General features: G+C 69.2%; 20 protein-coding genes. 8 read left to right on the top strand and 12 right to left on the bottom strand.

From position 1 onward, the window contains the following. Positions 1–73: 73 nt before the first annotated feature. The 3 genes from ACZ6SD_RS05430 (at position 74) to ACZ6SD_RS05420 (ending at position 2203) form a co-directional block, all read left to right on the top strand. Positions 74–541 carry a DUF6194 family protein gene (locus ACZ6SD_RS05430; protein ID WP_465315677.1) on the top strand — a complete coding sequence of 156 codons (468 nt, stop codon included), beginning with the start codon at positions 74–76 and terminating at the stop codon, positions 539–541. A 64-nt stretch (positions 542–605) separates the two neighbouring features. After that, positions 606–1502 carry an alpha/beta fold hydrolase gene (locus ACZ6SD_RS05425; RefSeq protein WP_465315676.1) on the top strand — a complete coding sequence of 299 codons (897 nt, stop codon included), beginning with the start codon at positions 606–608 and terminating at the stop codon, positions 1500–1502. A gap of 44 nt (positions 1503–1546) precedes the next feature. Next, positions 1547–2203 (top strand): single stranded DNA-binding domain-containing protein, encoded by a 657-nt coding sequence (locus ACZ6SD_RS05420; RefSeq protein WP_465315675.1) that lies wholly within the window; start codon positions 1547–1549, stop codon positions 2201–2203. A gap of 45 nt (positions 2204–2248) precedes the next feature. Here ACZ6SD_RS05420 and ACZ6SD_RS05415 read toward each other — a convergent pair whose 3' ends face one another. Both ACZ6SD_RS05415 and ACZ6SD_RS05410 read right to left on the bottom strand, forming a co-directional pair. Further along, complete coding sequence (locus tag ACZ6SD_RS05415) at positions 2249–2839, bottom strand: dihydrofolate reductase family protein (RefSeq protein ID WP_465315674.1); 591 nt, start codon at positions 2837–2839, stop codon at positions 2249–2251. Positions 2840–2885: 46 nt separating this feature from the next. Beyond that, positions 2886–3239, bottom strand: a complete 354-nt coding sequence (locus ACZ6SD_RS05410) for a DUF6191 domain-containing protein (RefSeq protein ID WP_465315673.1) — start codon at positions 3237–3239, stop codon at positions 2886–2888. A gap of 52 nt (positions 3240–3291) precedes the next feature. Between ACZ6SD_RS05410 and ACZ6SD_RS05405 the strand changes: the two genes are divergently transcribed. After that, a complete protein-coding gene (locus tag ACZ6SD_RS05405; protein ID WP_465315672.1) occupies positions 3292–3627 on the top strand; it encodes a J domain-containing protein in 336 nt (111 codons plus the stop codon). Positions 3628–3639: 12 nt separating this feature from the next. Here the strand turns inward: ACZ6SD_RS05405 and ACZ6SD_RS05400 are convergent, their stop codons facing one another. Both ACZ6SD_RS05400 and ACZ6SD_RS05395 read right to left on the bottom strand, forming a co-directional pair. Then, the gene (locus ACZ6SD_RS05400; RefSeq protein WP_465315671.1) at positions 3640–3837 is read right to left on the bottom strand and encodes a hypothetical protein; all 198 of its coding nucleotides are present in this window, start codon (positions 3835–3837) and stop codon (positions 3640–3642) included. 169 nt (positions 3838–4006) lie between these two features. After that, entirely contained in the window at positions 4007–4243 is a 237-nt protein-coding gene (locus ACZ6SD_RS05395) for a hypothetical protein (protein ID WP_465315670.1), read from the bottom strand. A gap of 116 nt (positions 4244–4359) precedes the next feature. Between ACZ6SD_RS05395 and ACZ6SD_RS05390 the strand changes: the two genes are divergently transcribed. After that, entirely contained in the window at positions 4360–4692 is a 333-nt protein-coding gene (locus tag ACZ6SD_RS05390; protein ID WP_465315669.1) for a helix-turn-helix domain-containing protein, read from the top strand. Positions 4693–4780: 88 nt separating this feature from the next. Here ACZ6SD_RS05390 and ACZ6SD_RS05385 read toward each other — a convergent pair whose 3' ends face one another. The 6 genes from ACZ6SD_RS05385 to ACZ6SD_RS05360 all read right to left on the bottom strand — a co-directional run bounded on the left by ACZ6SD_RS05385 (position 4781) and on the right by ACZ6SD_RS05360 (position 10732). Continuing rightward, positions 4781–6238, bottom strand: a complete 1458-nt coding sequence (locus ACZ6SD_RS05385) for a hypothetical protein (RefSeq protein WP_465315668.1) — start codon at positions 6236–6238, stop codon at positions 4781–4783. 29 nt (positions 6239–6267) lie between these two features. Beyond that, positions 6268–6474, bottom strand: coding sequence for a hypothetical protein (locus ACZ6SD_RS05380; RefSeq protein WP_465315667.1), 207 nt, complete (start codon positions 6472–6474; stop codon positions 6268–6270). Between the two features lie 72 nt (positions 6475–6546). Beyond that, entirely contained in the window at positions 6547–6711 is a 165-nt protein-coding gene (locus tag ACZ6SD_RS05375) for a hypothetical protein (RefSeq protein ID WP_465315666.1), read from the bottom strand. Positions 6712–6759: 48 nt separating this feature from the next. Continuing rightward, positions 6760–6933: a hypothetical protein gene (locus ACZ6SD_RS05370; RefSeq protein ID WP_465315665.1), complete on the bottom strand. Its 174-nt coding sequence runs from the start codon at positions 6931–6933 to the stop codon at positions 6760–6762. A gap of 818 nt (positions 6934–7751) precedes the next feature. Continuing rightward, the gene (locus tag ACZ6SD_RS05365) at positions 7752–8840 is read right to left on the bottom strand and encodes a ferritin-like domain-containing protein (protein WP_465315664.1); all 1089 of its coding nucleotides are present in this window, start codon (positions 8838–8840) and stop codon (positions 7752–7754) included. 11 nt (positions 8841–8851) lie between these two features. Further along, complete coding sequence (locus ACZ6SD_RS05360; protein ID WP_465315663.1) at positions 8852–10732, bottom strand: alpha-keto acid decarboxylase family protein; 1881 nt, start codon at positions 10730–10732, stop codon at positions 8852–8854. Between the two features lie 318 nt (positions 10733–11050). On the opposite strand from ACZ6SD_RS05360, the gene aspS reads away from it, so the two are divergent. The 3 genes from aspS (at position 11051) to ACZ6SD_RS05345 (ending at position 15631) form a co-directional block, all read left to right on the top strand. Next, positions 11051–12358, top strand: coding sequence for an aspartate--tRNA(Asn) ligase (aspS, locus tag ACZ6SD_RS05355; protein ID WP_465315662.1), 1308 nt, complete (start codon positions 11051–11053; stop codon positions 12356–12358). Positions 12359–12476: 118 nt separating this feature from the next. Beyond that, the gene (locus ACZ6SD_RS05350) at positions 12477–14798 is read left to right on the top strand and encodes an Orn/Lys/Arg family decarboxylase (protein ID WP_465315661.1); all 2322 of its coding nucleotides are present in this window, start codon (positions 12477–12479) and stop codon (positions 14796–14798) included. A 92-nt stretch (positions 14799–14890) separates the two neighbouring features. Further along, positions 14891–15631, top strand: coding sequence for a hypothetical protein (locus tag ACZ6SD_RS05345; protein ID WP_465315660.1), 741 nt, complete (start codon positions 14891–14893; stop codon positions 15629–15631). Between the two features lie 23 nt (positions 15632–15654). Here the strand turns inward: ACZ6SD_RS05345 and ACZ6SD_RS05340 are convergent, their stop codons facing one another. Beyond that, complete coding sequence (locus ACZ6SD_RS05340) at positions 15655–17025, bottom strand: putative glycoside hydrolase (protein ID WP_465315659.1); 1371 nt, start codon at positions 17023–17025, stop codon at positions 15655–15657. Positions 17026–17288: 263 nt separating this feature from the next. Then, positions 17289–18053, bottom strand: coding sequence for an SDR family oxidoreductase (locus ACZ6SD_RS05335; protein WP_465315701.1), 765 nt, complete (start codon positions 18051–18053; stop codon positions 17289–17291). Positions 18054–18145: the final 92 nt, after the last annotated feature.

Here is an 18145-nt window from a genome sequence, read left to right as displayed (position 1 = left end):
GCGAAGTCTCACCGGGTTGGTCAATGACACACTTGAGGGGTCAGCTTCCTGTGGCCGGAAGGAGTGATCGGCGTTGGACGCCGACGAGATGACGCGCTACATCCGTGAGAGTTTTCCCGGAGTCCGAGTCGCGGAGAACGCCGGGGACGCGTTCTTCATTTACGATCCGGACGGCGATTTGCCCCCGGAACGGGAGTTTCCCTTCGCGACGGTCGTGACCGGCGATCACTACGACCACGTCTCCCGATTGGACCGGCGGGGCGTCTACCGGGTCAACATCGGTCTCACCAAAGCGGGCTACAACGAGCTTTTGGGAACCACACCGACCATCCGCGACGAACACGGTGTGTGGGAATCTGGTGTCGATTACTCCACAGTGGACACTCTGTTGCCGCATCCGGTGTACGCGGTCCAGCACTGGGTTTGCGTGGTCGCGCCCGGGGCGGCGACGCTGGGCGTGGTGCGGGACCTGTTGGCACAGGCCCACCGGTTCGCGGTTCGCAAGCACGCCAACCAACGCGCCCGGCGGGGCACGGCATGACCGGCGTTGCGCCGCTCGCCACAATCCCGGGCGCGCGGGTGTGCTCGCTGGTGGAATCGAGGGCATGGGCGACCTGCTGCCACCCGAGTTCACCCGGCACACCGTCGACGCCGACGGGGTGCGCATAAATGTCCGCGTCGCCGGAAGCGGCCCGCCACTCCTGCTGCTGCACGGCTACCCGCAGACCCACCTGATCTGGCACCACATCGCGCCGAAGCTCACCGCAACCCACACCGTGGTCCTGACCGACCTGCGCGGCTACGGCGACAGCGACAAACCGCCGTCCACCCCCGACCACGCCCCGTACTCGAAACGCGCGATGGCCCACGACCAGTTGCTGGTCATGCGGAACCTGGGCTTCGAGCGGTTCGCCGTCGCGGGCCACGACCGCGGCGGCCGGGTCGGGCACCGCCTCGCCCTGGACCACCCGGACGCGGTCTCCGCCCTGGCGGTACTGGACATCGTGCCGACCCGGCACACGTTCCGCACCGCCGACACCGCCTTCGGCCTCGGCTACTTCCACTGGTTCTTCCTGGCCGCGGGCGGCGGCATCCCCGAACACCTGATCGGCAAGGACCCGGAGTTCTGGGTCCGCACCCGAATGGAGATCCGACACAGCGGCAGCACCCCGTTCTCCCCCGCCGCGCAGGCCGAGTACGTCCGCTGCTTCGCCACCCCGGAAGCCATCCACGCCTCCTGCGAGGACTACCGCGCGGCCGCCACCATCGACCTCGCCCACGACGACGCGGACGCGGAGGCGGGCCGCCGTATCACCGCGCCGCTGCTGGCCATCTGGGGCGAGCACAGTTTCGTGGGCCGCCACTACGACATCCTCGACGTCTGGCGCGACTACGCGGACGACGTGCGCGGCCATTCCGTGCCCAGCGACCACTACGTGCCGGAAGAGGCTCCGGAACCCACCGCACGAGGACTCGCGGATTTCTTGGCGGCAGTGGGATAATCGCAGTGGGATAATCACCGCCCGATGCCGAGGGAAGGCCCGCCATGGCGGCACTGCGCACGCTGCTGTTCCTCGCCCTGCTGACGACCGCCCTGGTCACCCCACCCGCGGCGGCCACCCCGACCCGAACCATTCCCATCGGCACCGCGAGGACTCTCCCACTGGGCACGGTGGTCACCGTGAGCGGCACGGTGACCACCCCGTCCGGCGCGTTCGAGTCCAGCTTCTTCGACCAGGGCTTCGCCCTGCAAGACGCGAGCGCGGGCATCTACATCAGCCTGCCGACCAACCTCGACGTCAAACCCGGCCGCCGCGCCCGAGTGACCGGCGCCCTGCGCGACAGCTTCGGCCTGCTGATCCTCGCACCCACCTCCGACGCCGACGTCACACTGGGCCACCCCGGTCCACCGGTGCCACCACAATGGGTGTCCACCTCCGCCATCAGCGAGTCAACCGAGGGTAGCCTCGTCCGAGTGTTCGCCACGGTGACCCGGGCGCCCATCAGCGACCTCCCCTTCGGCCACAAGTTCTGGATAAACGACGGCTCAGGCGAGACCCAGGTCTTCGTCAACCTCGAAACCAACATCGATGTCACCACTTTCCACACCGGCCAACGAATGCTCGTGACCGGCTTCAGCGGCCAATTCGACGCCGACTACGAAATCCTCCCCCGCTCCCCCCACGACATCCGCACGCGTTAACCCTGCGCTCCCACGTCCACCGCGCCTTCCGGGACGGCTCGCCGCTCAGCAGGCGTAGGTGAGATGGGTGACCAGGCCGGTGTGCCGCACGCCGAGCGGGGTGAGGTCGATCCGGCCGACCCCCTCGAACAGCCGCTCCCCGCGCCCGAGCAGCACGGGCGCGACGTGCAGGCGCAGCTCGTCGATGAGCCCGGCGGCCAGGAACTGGTTCACCGTGGCCGCGCCGCCCGCGATCGCGACGTCCCGGTCGCCCGCCGCCGCCCGGGCGCGCTCCATGGCCTCGGCGATGCCGCCGGTCACGAAGTGGAACGTCGTGCCACCGGCCATCGGCAGCGGCGCGCGCTCGTGGTGGGTGAGAACGAAGACCGGGGCGTGGTACGGCGGCTCGTCACCCCACCAGCCGGTCCAGTCCGGATCCCACGCGCCGCGCCCGGGGCTGAACATGTTGCGCCCCATGATGAACGCGCCCGCGTCGGTGATCTTGGCCAGTTCGGCGGCGTTCGCGTCGGGCTCCTCGAACATCCACCGGTGCAGGCTCGGCTCGGCCCCCTCGCCCAACGGCTGGTCCAGCCGCTGGTCCGGGCCCGCAACGTAACCGTCCACCGAGACCGAGATGTCGCAGGTGACCTTGCCCATCGCGCGCTCCTCCTGTCAGGCGGGACGCCGTCGCCCCGCGCTGCCCTTAAGACGGAGCGGAGCGACGGGTCTCGACGTCCTCGGGAGGAATACCCGGGACGGGCAGAACCACCACCCCGCGTTCCAGGTCGACACCGTGCGCGGGCGGACCGCCCTGGGCGTCGTCTTCGCGCATCATCGACATGGAGTCGCGGTGGTCCAGTTCCATTCGCTTGGTGCCGTAGAAGATGGCGGTGAACTCGTTGACGTAGGTGGCGGTGACGGGGGTCCCGGGCCGTCCGCGCCGCCGCTGCCGCCGCAGCTCGTACACCCCGCCAGCCACCAGCAGCAGCGTGCTGCCCGGGATGGCCAGGCTCAGCACCAACTCCGTCGTGTCCACCCAGCGGCAACGATCGGTCACCCGAACGGGTTCCGGGGCGGAACCGGGGCGGCTGCCGGGTCGTTGTCTTGGCGTGGCGGAGCAGGACCTCTACGCGGTCCTCGGGGTGGCGCCCACCGCGTCGGCCGAGGAGATCGGCCGCGCCTACCGGGACCTGGTCCGCAGGCTCCACCCGGACACCCGAGCCGGGGGCGATGCCGCGGCGGCCGAGCGGACGCTGGCCCGGGTGATCGCCGCGTACGAGACGCTGCGCGACCCAGCGCGCCGCACGGTGTACGACCGGGACCACGGCATCATCCGCGCCACACCGGCCGACACCAGCGCCAGGGACGACCTCGCACGCCGCGTCGCGGCCCGTCGTGTGCGGGAGCCGTTCATCCGCGTCGGGCCGGTCCGCCGCCACCGGTGATCCGGGCGAAGCTCAGGGCCACGGCTCAGGGCGCTCCGGGACCGGGCGGTGCTGGTCGGCGACGTCGGCCGGGTCGGCCTCGCCGACGATGGCCTCGTCCAAGTCCTGGGTCTGCTCCGCGTCGTCAATCTCGTCGCGCACTCGGGCGAACCGCTGCTGCTCAACGACATCGGCGATCGGCTTGTCGAAATCCTGGTCAGGAAGATCCATTGTGGACACCCCATCGAGTCGTCCGCGACCCGGGCACGCGGGATGGTCCCGGTGGCCGTCTCGGAAAAGCGTCTCCTGGACGCGAGGGCGCCCGCTGGGGGTTCACCACACCGGACCGGACAGCCACGGGACCGCACCCGCTCGGCACTGGGCTCACTACGGTTCGCGCTCAGCACCGCGCGGCCGGAGGCGACCGCTGCCGGGAGTCGGCGGCGGGTGTCGACCGGCCCGCGCGCCGCTCCACCGGACCGGACACCGGCCGGACCCGGACGCCGGGGACGTCGGGGCGCTCGCGCGACACCTCGCCGAAGTTGGCGGCGACGATGGCGTCGAACTCCGCCCGCACCCAGTCCTCGTCGTGGGACACCAGGTCCGCGAATGTCCAGTCCTGCCTCAGGTTCAGCACGTCGGCTCACTCCCCGGAAACATCACCAGGCAACTAACCGATGTAAGATTTGTATAGCAACGGCTGTAGGTTTCGTCAAGCACCGACTGCCGCTATCACCGGGAAGGGGAACGGCCGTGGGGCTGAGCGACCTCGATGACGAGGACTATCCCGCCTACACGACCGGCCAGGCCGCCGACCTGCTCGGCGTGCGGCAGGCGTTCCTGCGCAGCCTCGACGCGGCCGGAATGCTGGTGCCGCACCGGTCTTCCGGCGGCCACCGCCGGTACTCGCGCCGCCAGCTGGCGTTCGCGGTGCGCTTCCGCGCCCTGTTCGACGACGGCCACACCCTCACCGCGGCCGCCCGCATCCTGCGGCTGGAGGACGACCTGGCCGCCGCCCGCACCGAGATCGCCGAACTCCGCGTCCGCCTCGGCGACAGCGCGACCACCGACGACAGCACCGGGTAGGGCGTCGCCAGGTCGAAGCCAGGCGCGAGGCGGCGAAACTGGGCCGTCCGCGGCGGCTCCTCTCGGCATCACCCGGGATGTCCCCACATCAGAACAACTGCCGGTCGCGGTCGGCGGAGAGAACCGAGCCCTGTTCGGAGTGCGGCGCGTCGGCGCTGACGGGCAGCACGAAGGGAAACAGGTTCAGCCGCCGCCACCGTGGGAAACCCGCTGGTCGCAAGGATTCCGGTGTGGACTTCGGGGTCGCCCACACGATGAACTCTCGGCCCTCGAAGCGGATACTGGCCACCACCGTCACCGGCCGCCGCACCGCGACGCACACCCGGTGCAGTGCCTCGAAAAAGAAGTACGGCCGAAGCTCGAAGGCCCCCGGTTGCGAGAGGACGGTCCAGGCCAGTTCCGCAGCCTGGTCGCCGTCGAGTTCAGCCGCCGAGGGCAGCCCCTTGATCCGCTCGACGGTGAGATACCTGGCCCCGTCCCAGCGCCGCCACCGCGCGGGGAAAACCAGGTGATTCCACTTGGTGCAGTGCAGGTTGCTGAACATCGCCATGCTGAACTCGGTCTTGACGCCCAGATACGGGGCAACCCCGTTGACCGCGTACAGGCCGAGCACCAGCGCGAGCGGCACCCATAATCCAACCGGCACCTGATGATCCGCGACACCGGGATCGGCGAAAGTCTGCGCCACCGCCAACAGAAACGACGCGGTGAGCAGCCCGAACACCGTCTGGATCACCCACGCCGCACCACGGTGCCGGTAGGGCAGGTTCCAGTTGGCCCGGTGCGGGGTCACCAACCACACCAGCGCGACGGCGGCCACCCCCGCGACCGCACCCGTGACGTCGAGCGGGAGCGCGGGCCAGTCCGATTGGGCCGCCCACGGCAGAAAGGCGGCGAGCCCGGCGTACATCACGGCCGAGAAGTTCACGATGCCGACCAAAGCGAGGCCAAAGTGGAACGCGATGCCCACCAGCATCCCCACCCCTCGGGTCTGCGGCACGATCAGCAACACCGGCACAGCGAGTTCACACACCAGCGTGCCCGCGATCGCGCAGCGCTTGATCCGCTCGATCAGCCGCGGCTCGCGAACGCCGCGGTCCCAGCACACGAACGCCGCGAGCGCCCCCGCGTACCCGTCCAGGGAAAGAAAACCGCGGTTGAGCTTGTGCGTGAACGCCAGCAGGTAGGTGAGAATCACCAGCCATTGAACGCCAATCACCTGCACCGCCTGGCTTTCCGCCCCCGACGCGCCCACCAGCGCGGCCCCGTCGGCCAGCAGAATCACCGCGAGCATGAACAGCGCCAACACCAGATGGTTCGACACCCGCAGCGAGTAGCTAGCGATCACCAGGAGCAGCAACGCGAAGACCGCCAGATGTGCGAGCGCCGACGACGGCTGAACCGTCATCCAGACACAGGCCGCCATGAACGCCAGGTGCAGCACGGCATGCGTCCGGGAGCGCAGCCGCAAGCCCAGTGTGGGAACGAAACAGCGCCGCAGATACTCGCCACCATCGCGGGCCAGGTAAAGCAGTTCGTGCGCCAACAGCGCAGCACCGAGAAAACAGGCCACAATCACAACGACCGCCTACCCAAGACGACCGCGCGGCGGCCAAGCCCCCACGTGGCCTCGATACCGGTGCGGCCCGCGCCGTCAAGCAGGGTGGCGATCTCACCGAGATCCGCGACCGCAGGCAGGTCGGAGTCCGGAATCATTCTCGGCAGCACGCACCACCCCTGCTCGTGGACTCGTTCGGCGAGCGGGTCGAGATCGTCGGTCACCAGGGCCGTTCCTAGAGTTCGATGAGGTCGGAAAACTCACCGCTGCCGTTGGCCGCCCACGGCGGCCTCGGTCTACTCGACGGTGATACGGTTGAAATTGGCCAGCCTGCCCGAACAGAAGAACCGAATGCGCTCGCCCCCCTGGCTCGACTTCGGGGCGAACAGATGCAGGCGCAGCCGGGCCCGGATTTCGCCGATATTCACCTGCACAAGATGGTCGATCAGGTGTTCCCACACACCCCCATCGCCGCATCCCCTTTTCCGACCGAACGGAATACCCGAAAATCAGCGACCCGTGGTCTCCAGCTCAACAAAGTGGGCATTCCACGCACGGCATGACGACTCAAGCGGCCCATCCACCACCGCGACATCCGACTCCTCCGGCACGGAGGCAAGCACCGCTTCCTGGCCAGACGACAGCTCAAAAGAAAGCGTTTCCCACATTCTCACCACGGTCACCCCTAATCATTCACCCTGATCCCCATGCCACCACCGGATAGCGGCGCGGGCCATGACGTTACCGGCACACCGTGCACACAGCGATTCCCCGTTCGAGCGGTGCAGGATTCACCCAGGTAGCCCAAAGCCGTCACCACAACAACCACTGACATTGCCCATTCGGACCCCCAAACAAGCCCGATGACCGATAACCGCCAACCAGATCCAGCCCGCCAGCCTGCCACCGGACCAAAATCCCCAGAGGACGAGCAGAACGACAAAAATAAGGTGCGAGACGAGGTCAAGGAACACCCCCAGCCCCCCCCCCCGCGATAGCCGCACCCGACCCCCACCAAGCCGAACCAACGCCCGCCCAGTGCTCGATGGGGCGGAACGAGCAGCAGCAAACCCACGCCCCCAACCAGGCCGCACCGAGCCTGCCAGGTGCTCGACAGGAGCGGACAGCACAGCCGAGCATCTGCCAGGCCGCACCCACGCTCGCCCAGTGCTCGATGGGGTGGAGTGGTTTCTTTGGGGGTGAAGGAAGATCCCTAAACTCGCCGTGGTCGTGGGGCCGAAGGCTCCCCACCCGTCTTTCCCACGACGGGATCTTCCTTCGTAGGGGCCCCAAAGAAACCACTCCACCCCATCGAGCAGACAGACCCAGCCAGCCACCCGGGAACCCGCTCCACCCCCATCGAGCAACCCCACGCAAGCCAACCACCGGCGCCCCGGGGCAGTCTCGTAGTGCAGATCCCAGTGCGGCAGCCGAGCAGGTCAAAACCAGCCGGCGGCAGGCCGCCACCCTATCCACACGGGTGGCGGCCTGCCGCCGGTTTCTACGGGGTAGCGCCGTCGACGTACCGGAACTCCGGGCAGTAGCGCCAGCCGCTCTCATCGGGCAAGGGGAAGGTCATGATGTCCCTGGCCAGTTCGCGCATCTCGCCCATGCGGCCGATGGCGTTGCCCACCAGCGCCATGGCGCGGGCGGGATCGGTGGCGCGCCAGGCTTCCTGAAGGCTCAGGAGCATGCCGCTGTAGGCGTAGTTGAACGAATAGAGGGTGTCGAGCACATGCGGGTGGTGCTCGGGGATCCCGGGGTCGGCGGCCCACCCGCCCGCGGGGACCTCGGCCGCGGCGTAGGTCCGGGGCATGCCGATGGGGTCGCCGGTGAACGCCCAGATCCCCGCGGGCCCCTTGACGAGCTTGCGGCCGTGGTAGAGCTCGCGGAACGCGTAGTAGTGCGAGAGCTCGCCTTTGGTGAGGTAGTACGGGTTCTCCGGCGAGGTCGAGGTGCCTTCGCCCTGTTCGGTGATGATGTCGAGGCATTTCAGGACCGTGGTCAGGTTGGCCATCGGGATGATGGCGTTGCCCTCGCCGTGCTTCTGCGACAGGTCGAAGCTGAGCTGGCGCTCGGGCCGGATCAGCGTCGGGTCGATGGCCAGGAACGCGGCCTTGATCTTGGCGTAGAAGGCGCCGATCGACGGGTAGTGCTCGGAGTCGAGGGAGACGATGGGCACGTCCGGCTTCTCGATCTGGGAGTACATGTCCAGGCTCGCCCTGGTCAGCCCGCCGAGGCGGACCTCAAGTTCCGGGCGCACCCCGCCGGGGAGTCGGCCGGGGTAGTGGGGGACCACGTCCTGGCCCGTCAGCAGCGGCTCGCCGCCGAGGGCGGTGAGCATGTTGCCGACCAGCCCCAGGTGCGACATCTCATCGAAGATGATCTCGCGGATCGTCCGGTGGACGTTCTTGTCCCGCTCCGGGTCGATGATCGACCACAGCCCGCACGAGTAGGGCGGGATGGTCGCCAGTTCCAGGATGATCGCGTGCTGCAGCGCGGTCCGCAGCCAATCGACGTCCAGGTCCTCGTCCGCGGTGGCCATCAGGGTCGCGATGGACGTGTCCTGCCCGGCCGATGTGGTGGTCATGGTCGCCTCGCTCAGGTCGCCGGGATGGTGGTCGCGCCAACCGGCCGCGCGGATTCCACGCTTTCGGCCTGGGTGGGCACGGTGATCGAGCATTCGTCCACTTTGTACTGGATGGCCGCCGGGTAGTCGTCGCGGCGCAGCCGGACGCGGACCAGGATCGGGCCCTTGTTGATCTCGTCGGCCGGGTTGTCGATCCGGCCGAACGCCTGTTCGACCTGGTCGAGGTCGCGCACGTCGAACGCGGTCATCCTCGTCTCGTCCGTGGTGAACACCTCGGCGAGCGCCTGGTAGTTCCAGCGGTGCAGGATGTTGTAGAAGTCGGCGTCGGCCGCGGGCGGCTTCGTGTAGTAGCAGGATTGCACCAGCATCTGCTCGATGCCGTAGAAGCCCTCGTTGTCCAGCACGAAGATCACCGGCCGCAGGCCGTGCCGCACGTGCGTGGACAGCTCCTGGCAGGTCTCCTGGAACGAGCCGTCGCCGACGAACACCAGCGGCCGCCGGTCGCCGCGGGCCATGGCCGCCCCGGAGGTCGCGCCAACCGAGTAGCCGATGGACAGCCAGCTGTTCTGCGCCAGGTAGGTGTCCGGCTCGGCCATGTGCAGGTTCATCGAGCCCAGCAGCGCGAACGCCGCGTCGGACACCACGGTGTACCGGCCGGGCGAGTCGCGCAGCAGCCGGTTGACGCGGCAGAACAGGCTGTCGTAGGTCAGCTCGTTGCCTTGCGGTGCGGCGAAAGTCTCGCTCCGGTAGGCGGCGACGCTGTCCGGCACGTCCAAGCCGGTGGCGTTGCCGATGCTGAAGTAGTCGGCCTCGAAGGAGCGCGGGCCGAACCGCTCGACCAGGCGTGCCCGCAGCGCCTTGATGAACTCGCCCAGCTGCACGTCCGGGAAGTAGGAGGCGCCGACGCTGACGCCTTCCTTGGCCGCGACGACCCAGTCGGAGCCGACGCTCTGCTCGCCGCCCAGGTTCTTCGACGTGGCCCAGGACCCCATGCCGATCCGGCATCCCGCCACGTTCTTGAAAATGTCGCGGACCTTCGGCAGGCTGGCCTTGCCGTTGTAGACGCCGACGAAATCCGGGTTGTCCTCCGACAGCACGGCTTTGCCGCCGATGGTGGTGCAGAAGGGAATGCCGGTGGCGGCGACCAGGTCGGCGAACTCGCCCGCGAGGTCGAACCGGTCGATCTCCTCGCCCGCCCACAGGATCGGCGTGCCGAAGTCCTCGATCAGGTCGACCGCCGCGGTGACGGCCTTGTCGAGCATCTTGCGGTTGGCCGCGGTGACCGGCCGCCGCCGCGCGGTCAGCGTGCCCTGCGGCGCCTCGCACGGCGCGGTCCAGACGTCCTCCATGACCTCCAGGTACACCGGGCGGCGCTCGGACAGGCACGCCACGATCGCGCTGTCGATCTGCATCGGGGCCAGCCCGGGGTTGGAGATCACCTGGGCGTCCACGGTGACCTGCCGGTAGACCTCCAGGTTGCTCTCCCTGCGCTGGCTCATGTGCGAGGTGAGCAGCCCGATGGCCTGGTAGTTCAGCCACTGCTCGTAGGTCGGCGACGCGTTGATCGCGATGATCGGGATGTACTCGACGTACGCGCCGCCGATGGGGTTGAGCAGGCTGAACGACCCGACGCTGTAGGTGGTGGCCGCCGCGCCGATCCTCGGGTGCGCGCTGTCCACGCGCCGGGTGCGGGCGTAGGCGTCCGCGGCGAAACCGGCGCCGATCTCGGTCGGCGTGCCGACCCATTTCACCGAGGTGTGTTTATGCAGGATTTCCAGGAACGGGCCGAGGTGGTTGCCGGGAACACCGAACAGGTGTCGGATTCCGAGCTGTTCCAGCCTGGTCGCCAGGTATCGGCCGACTGTCCATTCGCTACTGTTCGTCTCCGCCATGAGATCATGGTGTCAGCGTCGCGGGAAACCGGGAACCGCCCACGCGGGCGGACGTCCGTTTGCCACCGAGCCGAACCCGATCAAGTGAGGCATTCGCTACCCACCGCTGCGGGAAAAGCGAATTCGCCTACCCGCGACCCGCATATGGGGGACAACGAAAGAAATCCGATCCGACAATGTGTGTCCGAGTGTGTCCGACGCCCGACAGCCGCGCGCCTGCCCGGCCGCCGCCGACGTCAGGACCGCCCGCACCCGCCGCCGGACGGCTCAACTAGGCTGGGCGGGGCTGGTAGTGATGGCAACCACGAGGATGTGCGAATGTCCAGGACACTTGTGCGGGATCTTTCCGCGCACGTCGGTGAGCGGGTGACCGTCTACGGTTGGGTCAACACGTCCCGGCTGCAGCGGAAGATGCAGTTCATCGTGGTCCGGGATCACACCGGGATGGTGCAGGTCACCAACAAGCGCACCGAGCCCGCGTCCGAAGTGGAGGAGACCTTCGAGCGGGTCCCCACCGAGTCCGCGGTGAAGGTGACCGGCACGGTGGTGGCCAACCCCATCGTCAAGCTGGGCGGGGTCGAGCTGGTGCCGGACGCGGTCGAGGTCGTCAACGCCGCCGTGTCGCCGCTGCCGATCAACGACCAGACCGGCATCGACCAGCGGCTGGACTGGCGCTTCCTGGACATCCGCCACCCGGCGCGGCAGCTGATCTTCCAGGTGCAGACCACGGTCGAGGCGGCCATGCGCGAGTTCGCCTATGCCGAGGGCGCGACCGAGCTGCACACCCCGAAGTTCATGGGCACCGCGTCGGAGTCCGGCGCCGAGGTGTTCAAGGTCAAGTACTTCGACCGCAACGCCTACCTGGCGCAGTCGCCGCAGTTCTACAAGCAGATGGCGATCTCCGGCGGCATCGACAAGGTCTTCGAGATCGGCCCGGTGTTCCGCGCGGAGCCCTCGTTCACCTCGCGGCACGCCACCGAGTTCATCAGCATCGACGTCGAGCTGGCCTGGATCGACGGCGTCGAGGACGTGATGAGCTTCGAGGAGCGGATGCTCGCGCACGTGCTCGCGGCGGTCGCCGACAAGCACGGCGAGGAGATCCGCGAGCTGCTCGGCGCCGAGGTCGTCGTCCCCGAGCTGCCCTTCCCGCGCATCCCGATGCACGAGGCCATCGAGTTGCTGACCGCCCAGGGCTGGAAGCCGGAGAAGGTCAAGGGCGACCTCGACCCGGAGGGCGAGCGGTCCATCTCGGCCCTGGTCAAGGAGCGGTTCGGGCACGAGTTCGTGTTCATCACCGAGTTCCCGGCCGGGGTCCGGCCGTTCTACCACATGCGCGCCGAGGGCAACCCGGACGTGACCGAGAGCTTCGACCTGCTCTGGAAGGGCATCGAGATCACCACCGGCGCGCAGCGCGAGCACCGCTACGACGTGCTGGTGAAGCAGGCCGAGGAGAAGGGGATGGACCTGGAGCCGCTGAGCTCTTACACCAACTCCTTCCGGTTCGGCACCCCGCCGCACGGCGGGCTCGGCGCCGGGCTCAGCCGCATCCTGATGGTCATGCTCGGCTTGGACAGCATCCGCGAGACCACGTTCCTGTTCCGCGGCCCGAACCGCCTGGAGCCGTAAAGCACAAGCCGTATGGCTGAGGATTCACCACATCGGTCATAGTTTTGTCCGGATCTCATCTCCGGCGTTTATTCTCGGCGGACGCGGTCGAGCGATATTCGCCGGAGATGAGTCCATTATGACCACTAAGTCGACCATTCTGATCGCCACGAACGGGACGACCGGCGCCAGTCGTGTTTACCGGGGCAAAATCGAGCAGCTCTGCCACACCCTTCGCGAGAGCGGGCACCGGGTGCTGGAGGTCGACACCGCGGGCGACGCCGCGTCGGTGGTCGCCTCCCAGGCCGACCTGGCCGCGGCCTTGGTGAGCTGGGACAGCTGGGACAGCTCGGATTTCGGGGACCCCGCCCACGACAAGTGCAGGCCCGCCGAGGGCATCTTGCAGTCGCTGCTGCACCGGTACTCCGCGCGCCTGCCGGTGTTCCTGCTGACCACCGGCGAGTACGACGACCACACGCCGCTGTGGGTGTCGGAGGTGGTCAACGGGTGGGTGTGGCTGCTGGAGGACACCCCGGAGTTCATCGCCGGGCGGATCGATTTCGCCGCCCGGCAGTACCTTGAGCACATTCTGCCGCCGTTCTTCGGGCAGCTTCGCCGGTTCGAGGACACGCACGCGTACTCCTGGCACACCCCCGCGCACGCCGGTGGCGTCGCGTTCCTGAAATCCCCGGTCGGGCGCGCGTTCTTCGACTACTACGGCGAGCCGCTGTTCCGCACGGACATCTCGGTCTCGGTGGGCGAACTCGGCTCCCTGCTGGAGCACAGCGGCCCCATCGGCGCGGCCGAGCGCAACGCGGCCAGGGTGTTCGGCGCGGACCGGACGTACTTCGTGCTGCACGGCTCGTCCACCTCGGACCGGATGATCGTGCACAGCGTGGTGCCCGACGACCGGATCGCGCTGCTCGACCGCAACTGCCACATGGCGATCAACCACGGCGCCATGATCACCCGCGCCCGCCCGGTGTACCTGGTGCCGACCCGCAACGGCTACGGCATCACCGGCCCGGTCCCGCCCAAGCGGCTCGCCGCGTCGGCCATCAGCGCGGCGATCGAGGCGAGCCCCACCGCGTCGGCGGCGCCGGACAAGGCCCCGGTGTACGCGGTGATCACGAACTCGACCTACGACGGGCTCGCCTACGACGCGGGCCGGGTCGCCGAGCTGCTCGGCCAGTCGACACCGGTGCTGCACTTCGATGAGGCGTGGTTCGCCTACGCCCACTTCAACCCGCTCTACGCGGGCCGCTACGGCATGTCGGTCGACGGGCAAACGCGGCCCACGGTGTTCGCCACGCACTCCTCGCACAAGCTGCTCGCCGCGCTGTCGCAGTCGGCGATGATCCACGTGAAGGAGGGGACCGCGGCTCCGTTCGACCACGAGCGGTTCAACGAGACCTACGCGATGCACTCGACCACGTCCCCGCTGTACCCGATGATCGCCTCCTGCGACGTCGCCGCGGGCATGATGGACGCGGGCGCGGGCGCCTGGCTGACCACCGAGGCGATCACCGAGGCCATCCGGTTCCGCAAGGCCATGATCGGGCTGGCCCGGCAGCTGGCCGCGGTCGAGGACCGGCCGCCGTGGTTCTTCGGGGTGTGGCAGCCGACCGAGGTCACCGACCCGCGCACCGGCCGCACCACCGACCTCTACGACGCGCCGCTGGACCTGCTGCGCACCGAGCCAAGCTGCTGGACCCTCGACCCGGCGGCGGACTGGCACGGCTTCCCCGACCTCGAACCGGGTTTCTGCCAGCTCGACCCGACCAAGGCGACGATCACCTGTCCCGGCGTGGACGCCGCGGGCGGGGTCGCCGACACCGGCATTCCGGCCCGCATCGTCACCGCGTACCTGGACCGGCGCCGGATCGTGGTCGAGAAGACCGACGCCTACACGTTCCTGGTGCTGTTCTCGATCGGCATCACCAAGGGCAAGTGGGGCACCCTGCTCGACGCCCTCACCGACTTCAAGCACTTCTACGACAACGCCGCCCCGCTCGCCGACGTGCTTCCCGACCTGGTGAGCGCCCACCCCAAGCGGTACGGAAACCTGACCCTGTTCGACCTCTGCGACGAGATGCACCGCTACCTGTCGGCCAAGGACGTCATCGGCCTGCTCAACCGGGCGTTCACCAACCCCACCCCGCCGACGCCGGTGCTGACCCCCGCGCAGACCTACCAGCGCCTCATCGGCGGCGAGACCGAACTCGTGCCGCTCGCGGACCTGGCGGAACGGGTCGTCGCCACTCAGATCACCGCCTACCCGCCAGGCATCCCGGTCCTGATGCCCGGCGAGCGCACCGGCCCGCACGACGGCCCGCTGCTGACGTACCTGCGCGTGCTGGAGGACTTCGACCAGCGCTTCCCCGGGTTCACCACCGAAACCCACGGCGTGCGCAAGGAAAAGGGAAAGTACTGGATCTCCTGCGTCACCGGCCTCGACTGACCCGTGCCGCTGGGCAAGGCGGACCCCTACCGAACTCGGCAGGCAGTGGCCATTGCGCGAAAGCCTTGTGCGCGACCGCTTACACTGCGCGCGTGGGCGAGTCGGGCGGAACGCGCAACGAGATCGGCGGCCCGGTCGACGGGGGAACCGTCATCCAGGCCGGGGTGATCCACGGCGGGGTGCGGATCGCCGCGCCCGGCTGGCGGCGGCCGGTTGTCGCATCGACCGCGCTCGTGGGGCTGCTCGGCGCGGCGGCCGTGTGGTGGCCGAGGCCGCCGGACGCCCCGGCCCCGCCGCCCCCGGCGGCGCTGGACGTCTCGGCTCGGGTGACAACCCAATGCGCGTACCGGCTCATCGGCGACGGCAGGCCAGCGGGCGTGCCGCCCGCGCTCACCGACAGCGCGGTCCTCCACCTCACGGCCCAGAACCGCAGCGAGGAGGAGGTGCTGATCCTCGCCGTGCGGATCGTGGTGCACCGCCGGGAACCGCCGCCCAAGACCGGCCGCCTCATCGCGGAAGGCTGCCCGTCGTCGGGGCTGCCTGTCCGGGACCTTGCGGTCGACCTCGACGCCGATCCTCCGCCGGTCCGGCCGGGACCTGCGCCCCCGGAGCCGCGACCGTCCGGCGCTTCGCCCGCGCCGAAAGCGGCCGCTTTCCCCTTCAAGGTCAGCCGGGGCGATCCGGAGGTCTTCCGGCTGGGCTTCACCGCGAAAACCTGCGACTGCACGTTCACGACGATCGTGGACTGGGTGTCCGGCGGCGAGACCCACGAGTCCTCGGTGGGCCCGCACCGGATCGTGCCCAAGGTCGACGCGCTCATCCGCCGTGAATGAGCGCGCCGACCGGATCGAGCGTCTTAACAGGTCTTTCGCAGGACCGAGCCGGAGGTGCCCGCCAGCGACACCGACGTGACGGAAGCTCCGTCCGGGCCGACGAACGAGCGGCCAAGCTGGACGTTCACCGCGCCCGTGCCGGTCTTGTTGGCGTTGACCACGGCCACTCCGCAGGCGAAGTCCCGGCGGAAGACGTTGGTCGCCACCGCCTGGTAGGGGCCGGTCGGGGCGCCGAGGTCCCAGTCGTACTCGGGGTGCCAGGGGGGCGGGTCGCCGTAAGCGTCGGTTTGGGCGACCTCGGCGATGGCGGTGTTGCCGCCCGTGGCCATCAGGTAGCTGGCGAGGACGTAGCGGAACGCCTGGTCGTCGCCGGTGTTGAAGTGCGGCTGCACCCAGGTGGTCTTGCCCGCGGCCTCGTTGGCGGCGATCTGGGCGACCTGCCTGCTCCACCCCTCGGGGTATTCCGAGAGCAGGTTGCCGCTGCTGAAGGCCAGCCACCACTCGTCGAAGCCGCCGTCGAGGTTGGCCATGTAGGCGTCCCACGCGCCGGTGTGCAGCCGCGCGTTCGACAGGTTGGCGACCGTCTTGAGGCCCGCCGCGGTGAACTTGGCGCGGGTGTTGGCGAACATCGCCCGGTACGCGTCCTGGATGGCGGCGTTGGTCGGGTACTTCGCCGGGCAGACGCCCGCGTGGTAGGCGTCGCAGGGGAACAGGGCGTTGTCCATGAACACGCCGTCGAAGCCGGACGCGGTGCTGCTGGCGATCACGTTGTCCGCCCAGGCGTTCTGGTACGCGGTGTTGCCGACGTCCATCTGCCAGTGTCCGGAGTAGCCGCTGTACTCGAAGCGCTGCCCGTCGGGGCCGAGCAGGAACCAGTCGGGGTGGTTGTTCTCCGCGTCGCAGTAGCCGACGCCGGTGGGCAGGTGCTGGTCATCGACGCCGTTGCGGCAGGCGTAGCTGCGGGTCGAGGTCAGGTCCTTGTAGACGAACACCTGGATCGCCGGGTTCGCCGCTTTGAGCTTGGCGACCAGCCCGCCCTCCCAGGCGTTGAGGACGATGTGGCTGCGCCGCTTCGCCTCGGTGGCGAGCATGGCATCGGTCGTGGGGGTGCTGTTCATGTGCAGCCAGAACGAGCGCACCCGCCCGGCCGTGGCGTCGAGCACGGGGGCGGGGGCCTGCCCGGACCCGGGCGCTGGGACGGACGTCGGGGCGGGGGCGGGGGCGGGCGCTGGGGCGGACCCGGGCGCAGGCGTTGGCGCGGGCCTGGTCGCCGAGGGGCGGTCGGGGCGCCGCCAGTCCGCTGCCGTCTCCGGCGCGGCCACCAGCGACGTGGTCAGGCCCGCGAGAGCCAGCACGGCCGCGACGAGCGCATGGGCAGACGGGAACCAGGGCATGACGAACTCCTTGCGCGGCGGCGGGCGGGCCATCGGGCAACGCCGGGCGAGCCGCGGTGTGACGGTGGGGACCGGGGAGCGCCCCGCGGGGGCGCTCGGAACGAGGCGCGTGCGCGCGTCGAAGTCGATATTCGCGTTGTGCTGGGGGATTCGGGGTTCAGTCGGCAGTCAAACCGCTGCTTTAGGGACAAGTCAAGTAATGCGCGTCACAGTCAAAAAAGGATCTCTTTTCGGGCCGCTTTTTTGAGATCACGCGACGGAAATCAATCCAGGACCGCGCCGCAGGTCATGTTGATCGCCGCCCCGGTCACGGTCCTGGCCCAGTCCGACGCGGCGAACACCGCCACGTCGCCGACGTCGGCCAGGGTCGCCGCCCGGCCGGTCACCGTGCGGGCGGCCAGGTCGGCGACGATGGCGGCGCGCTGGTCGACCTCGGCGGGGATGGACTCGGGGATGCCCGAGGTCTGGAGAGTGACCACCCGGACCCCGCTGGGCCCGAGTTCCGCCGCGAGTTGGCGGCGCATGGCCTCCACGGCGTCGAACGCGGTCAGCAGGCCGCCGAGGTGGTAGGCGCGCATCGGCGCGCGGTCCCCCGTGCCGCCGAACATCATGATCACCCCGGAGCCCTGCCGGACCATGTGCCGGGCCGCGGCGCGGGCGGTGAGGAACTTCGAGGTCACCGCCGTGACGACCGGGCTGAGATAGTCGGCGAGGGACATCTCGACCATCGGCGTGCCCTGGACGTCGGAGTCCGCGATGACGTTCAGTGACACGTCCACACTGCCCGCCGCGGCGGCCACGGCGTCGGCGTGCGCGTCGACCGCCGCCTCGTCCAGCGCGTCCACCACCGCCGTCTCCGCCACCCCGCCCTCGGCGCGGATCGACTCCGCCACCCGCTCCAGCGACGCCGCGGTCCGCCCCGCGAGGAACACCCGCGCCCCGGCCCGGGCGAACGCCCGCGCGACCGCCCCGCCGACCGAGCCGCCCCCGCCGTAGATGATCGCGTTCTTCCCGTCAAGCAGCAGCATGATCGCCTCCCGTGTCGACACCGAACACCACTACAACCCGGGCGGTCCGCCACACTCATCGCTCAGCGCGGCGCCACGTGGCATTTTTCTCC

This window comes from Actinokineospora sp. NPDC051303, from assembly GCF_055586285.1.
This window is presented reverse-complemented; position numbering and strand designations above follow the sequence as displayed.

What these genes read in the sequence shown, in the direction of transcription:
- ACZ6SD_RS05425 (WP_465315676.1), top strand. Translation starts at nt 606, where the DNA reads ATGGGCGACCTGCTGCCACCCGAGTTCACCCGGCACACCGTCGACGCC.
- ACZ6SD_RS05420 (WP_465315675.1), top strand. Translation starts at nt 1,547, where the DNA reads ATGGCGGCACTGCGCACGCTGCTGTTCCTCGCCCTGCTGACGACCGCC.
- ACZ6SD_RS05415 (WP_465315674.1), bottom strand. Translation starts at nt 2,839, where the DNA reads ATGGGCAAGGTCACCTGCGACATCTCGGTCTCGGTGGACGGTTACGTT.
- ACZ6SD_RS05400 (WP_465315671.1), bottom strand. Translation starts at nt 3,837, where the DNA reads ATGGATCTTCCTGACCAGGATTTCGACAAGCCGATCGCCGATGTCGTT.
- ACZ6SD_RS05365 (WP_465315664.1), bottom strand. Translation starts at nt 8,840, where the DNA reads ATGACCACCACATCGGCCGGGCAGGACACGTCCATCGCGACCCTGATG.
- ACZ6SD_RS05360 (WP_465315663.1), bottom strand. Translation starts at nt 10,732, where the DNA reads ATGGCGGAGACGAACAGTAGCGAATGGACAGTCGGCCGATACCTGGCG.
- aspS (WP_465315662.1), top strand. Translation starts at nt 11,051, where the DNA reads ATGTCCAGGACACTTGTGCGGGATCTTTCCGCGCACGTCGGTGAGCGG.
- ACZ6SD_RS05350 (WP_465315661.1), top strand. Translation starts at nt 12,477, where the DNA reads ATGACCACTAAGTCGACCATTCTGATCGCCACGAACGGGACGACCGGC.
- ACZ6SD_RS05340 (WP_465315659.1), bottom strand. Translation starts at nt 17,025, where the DNA reads ATGCCCTGGTTCCCGTCTGCCCATGCGCTCGTCGCGGCCGTGCTGGCT.
- ACZ6SD_RS05335 (WP_465315701.1), bottom strand. Translation starts at nt 18,053, where the DNA reads ATGCTGCTGCTTGACGGGAAGAACGCGATCATCTACGGCGGGGGCGGC.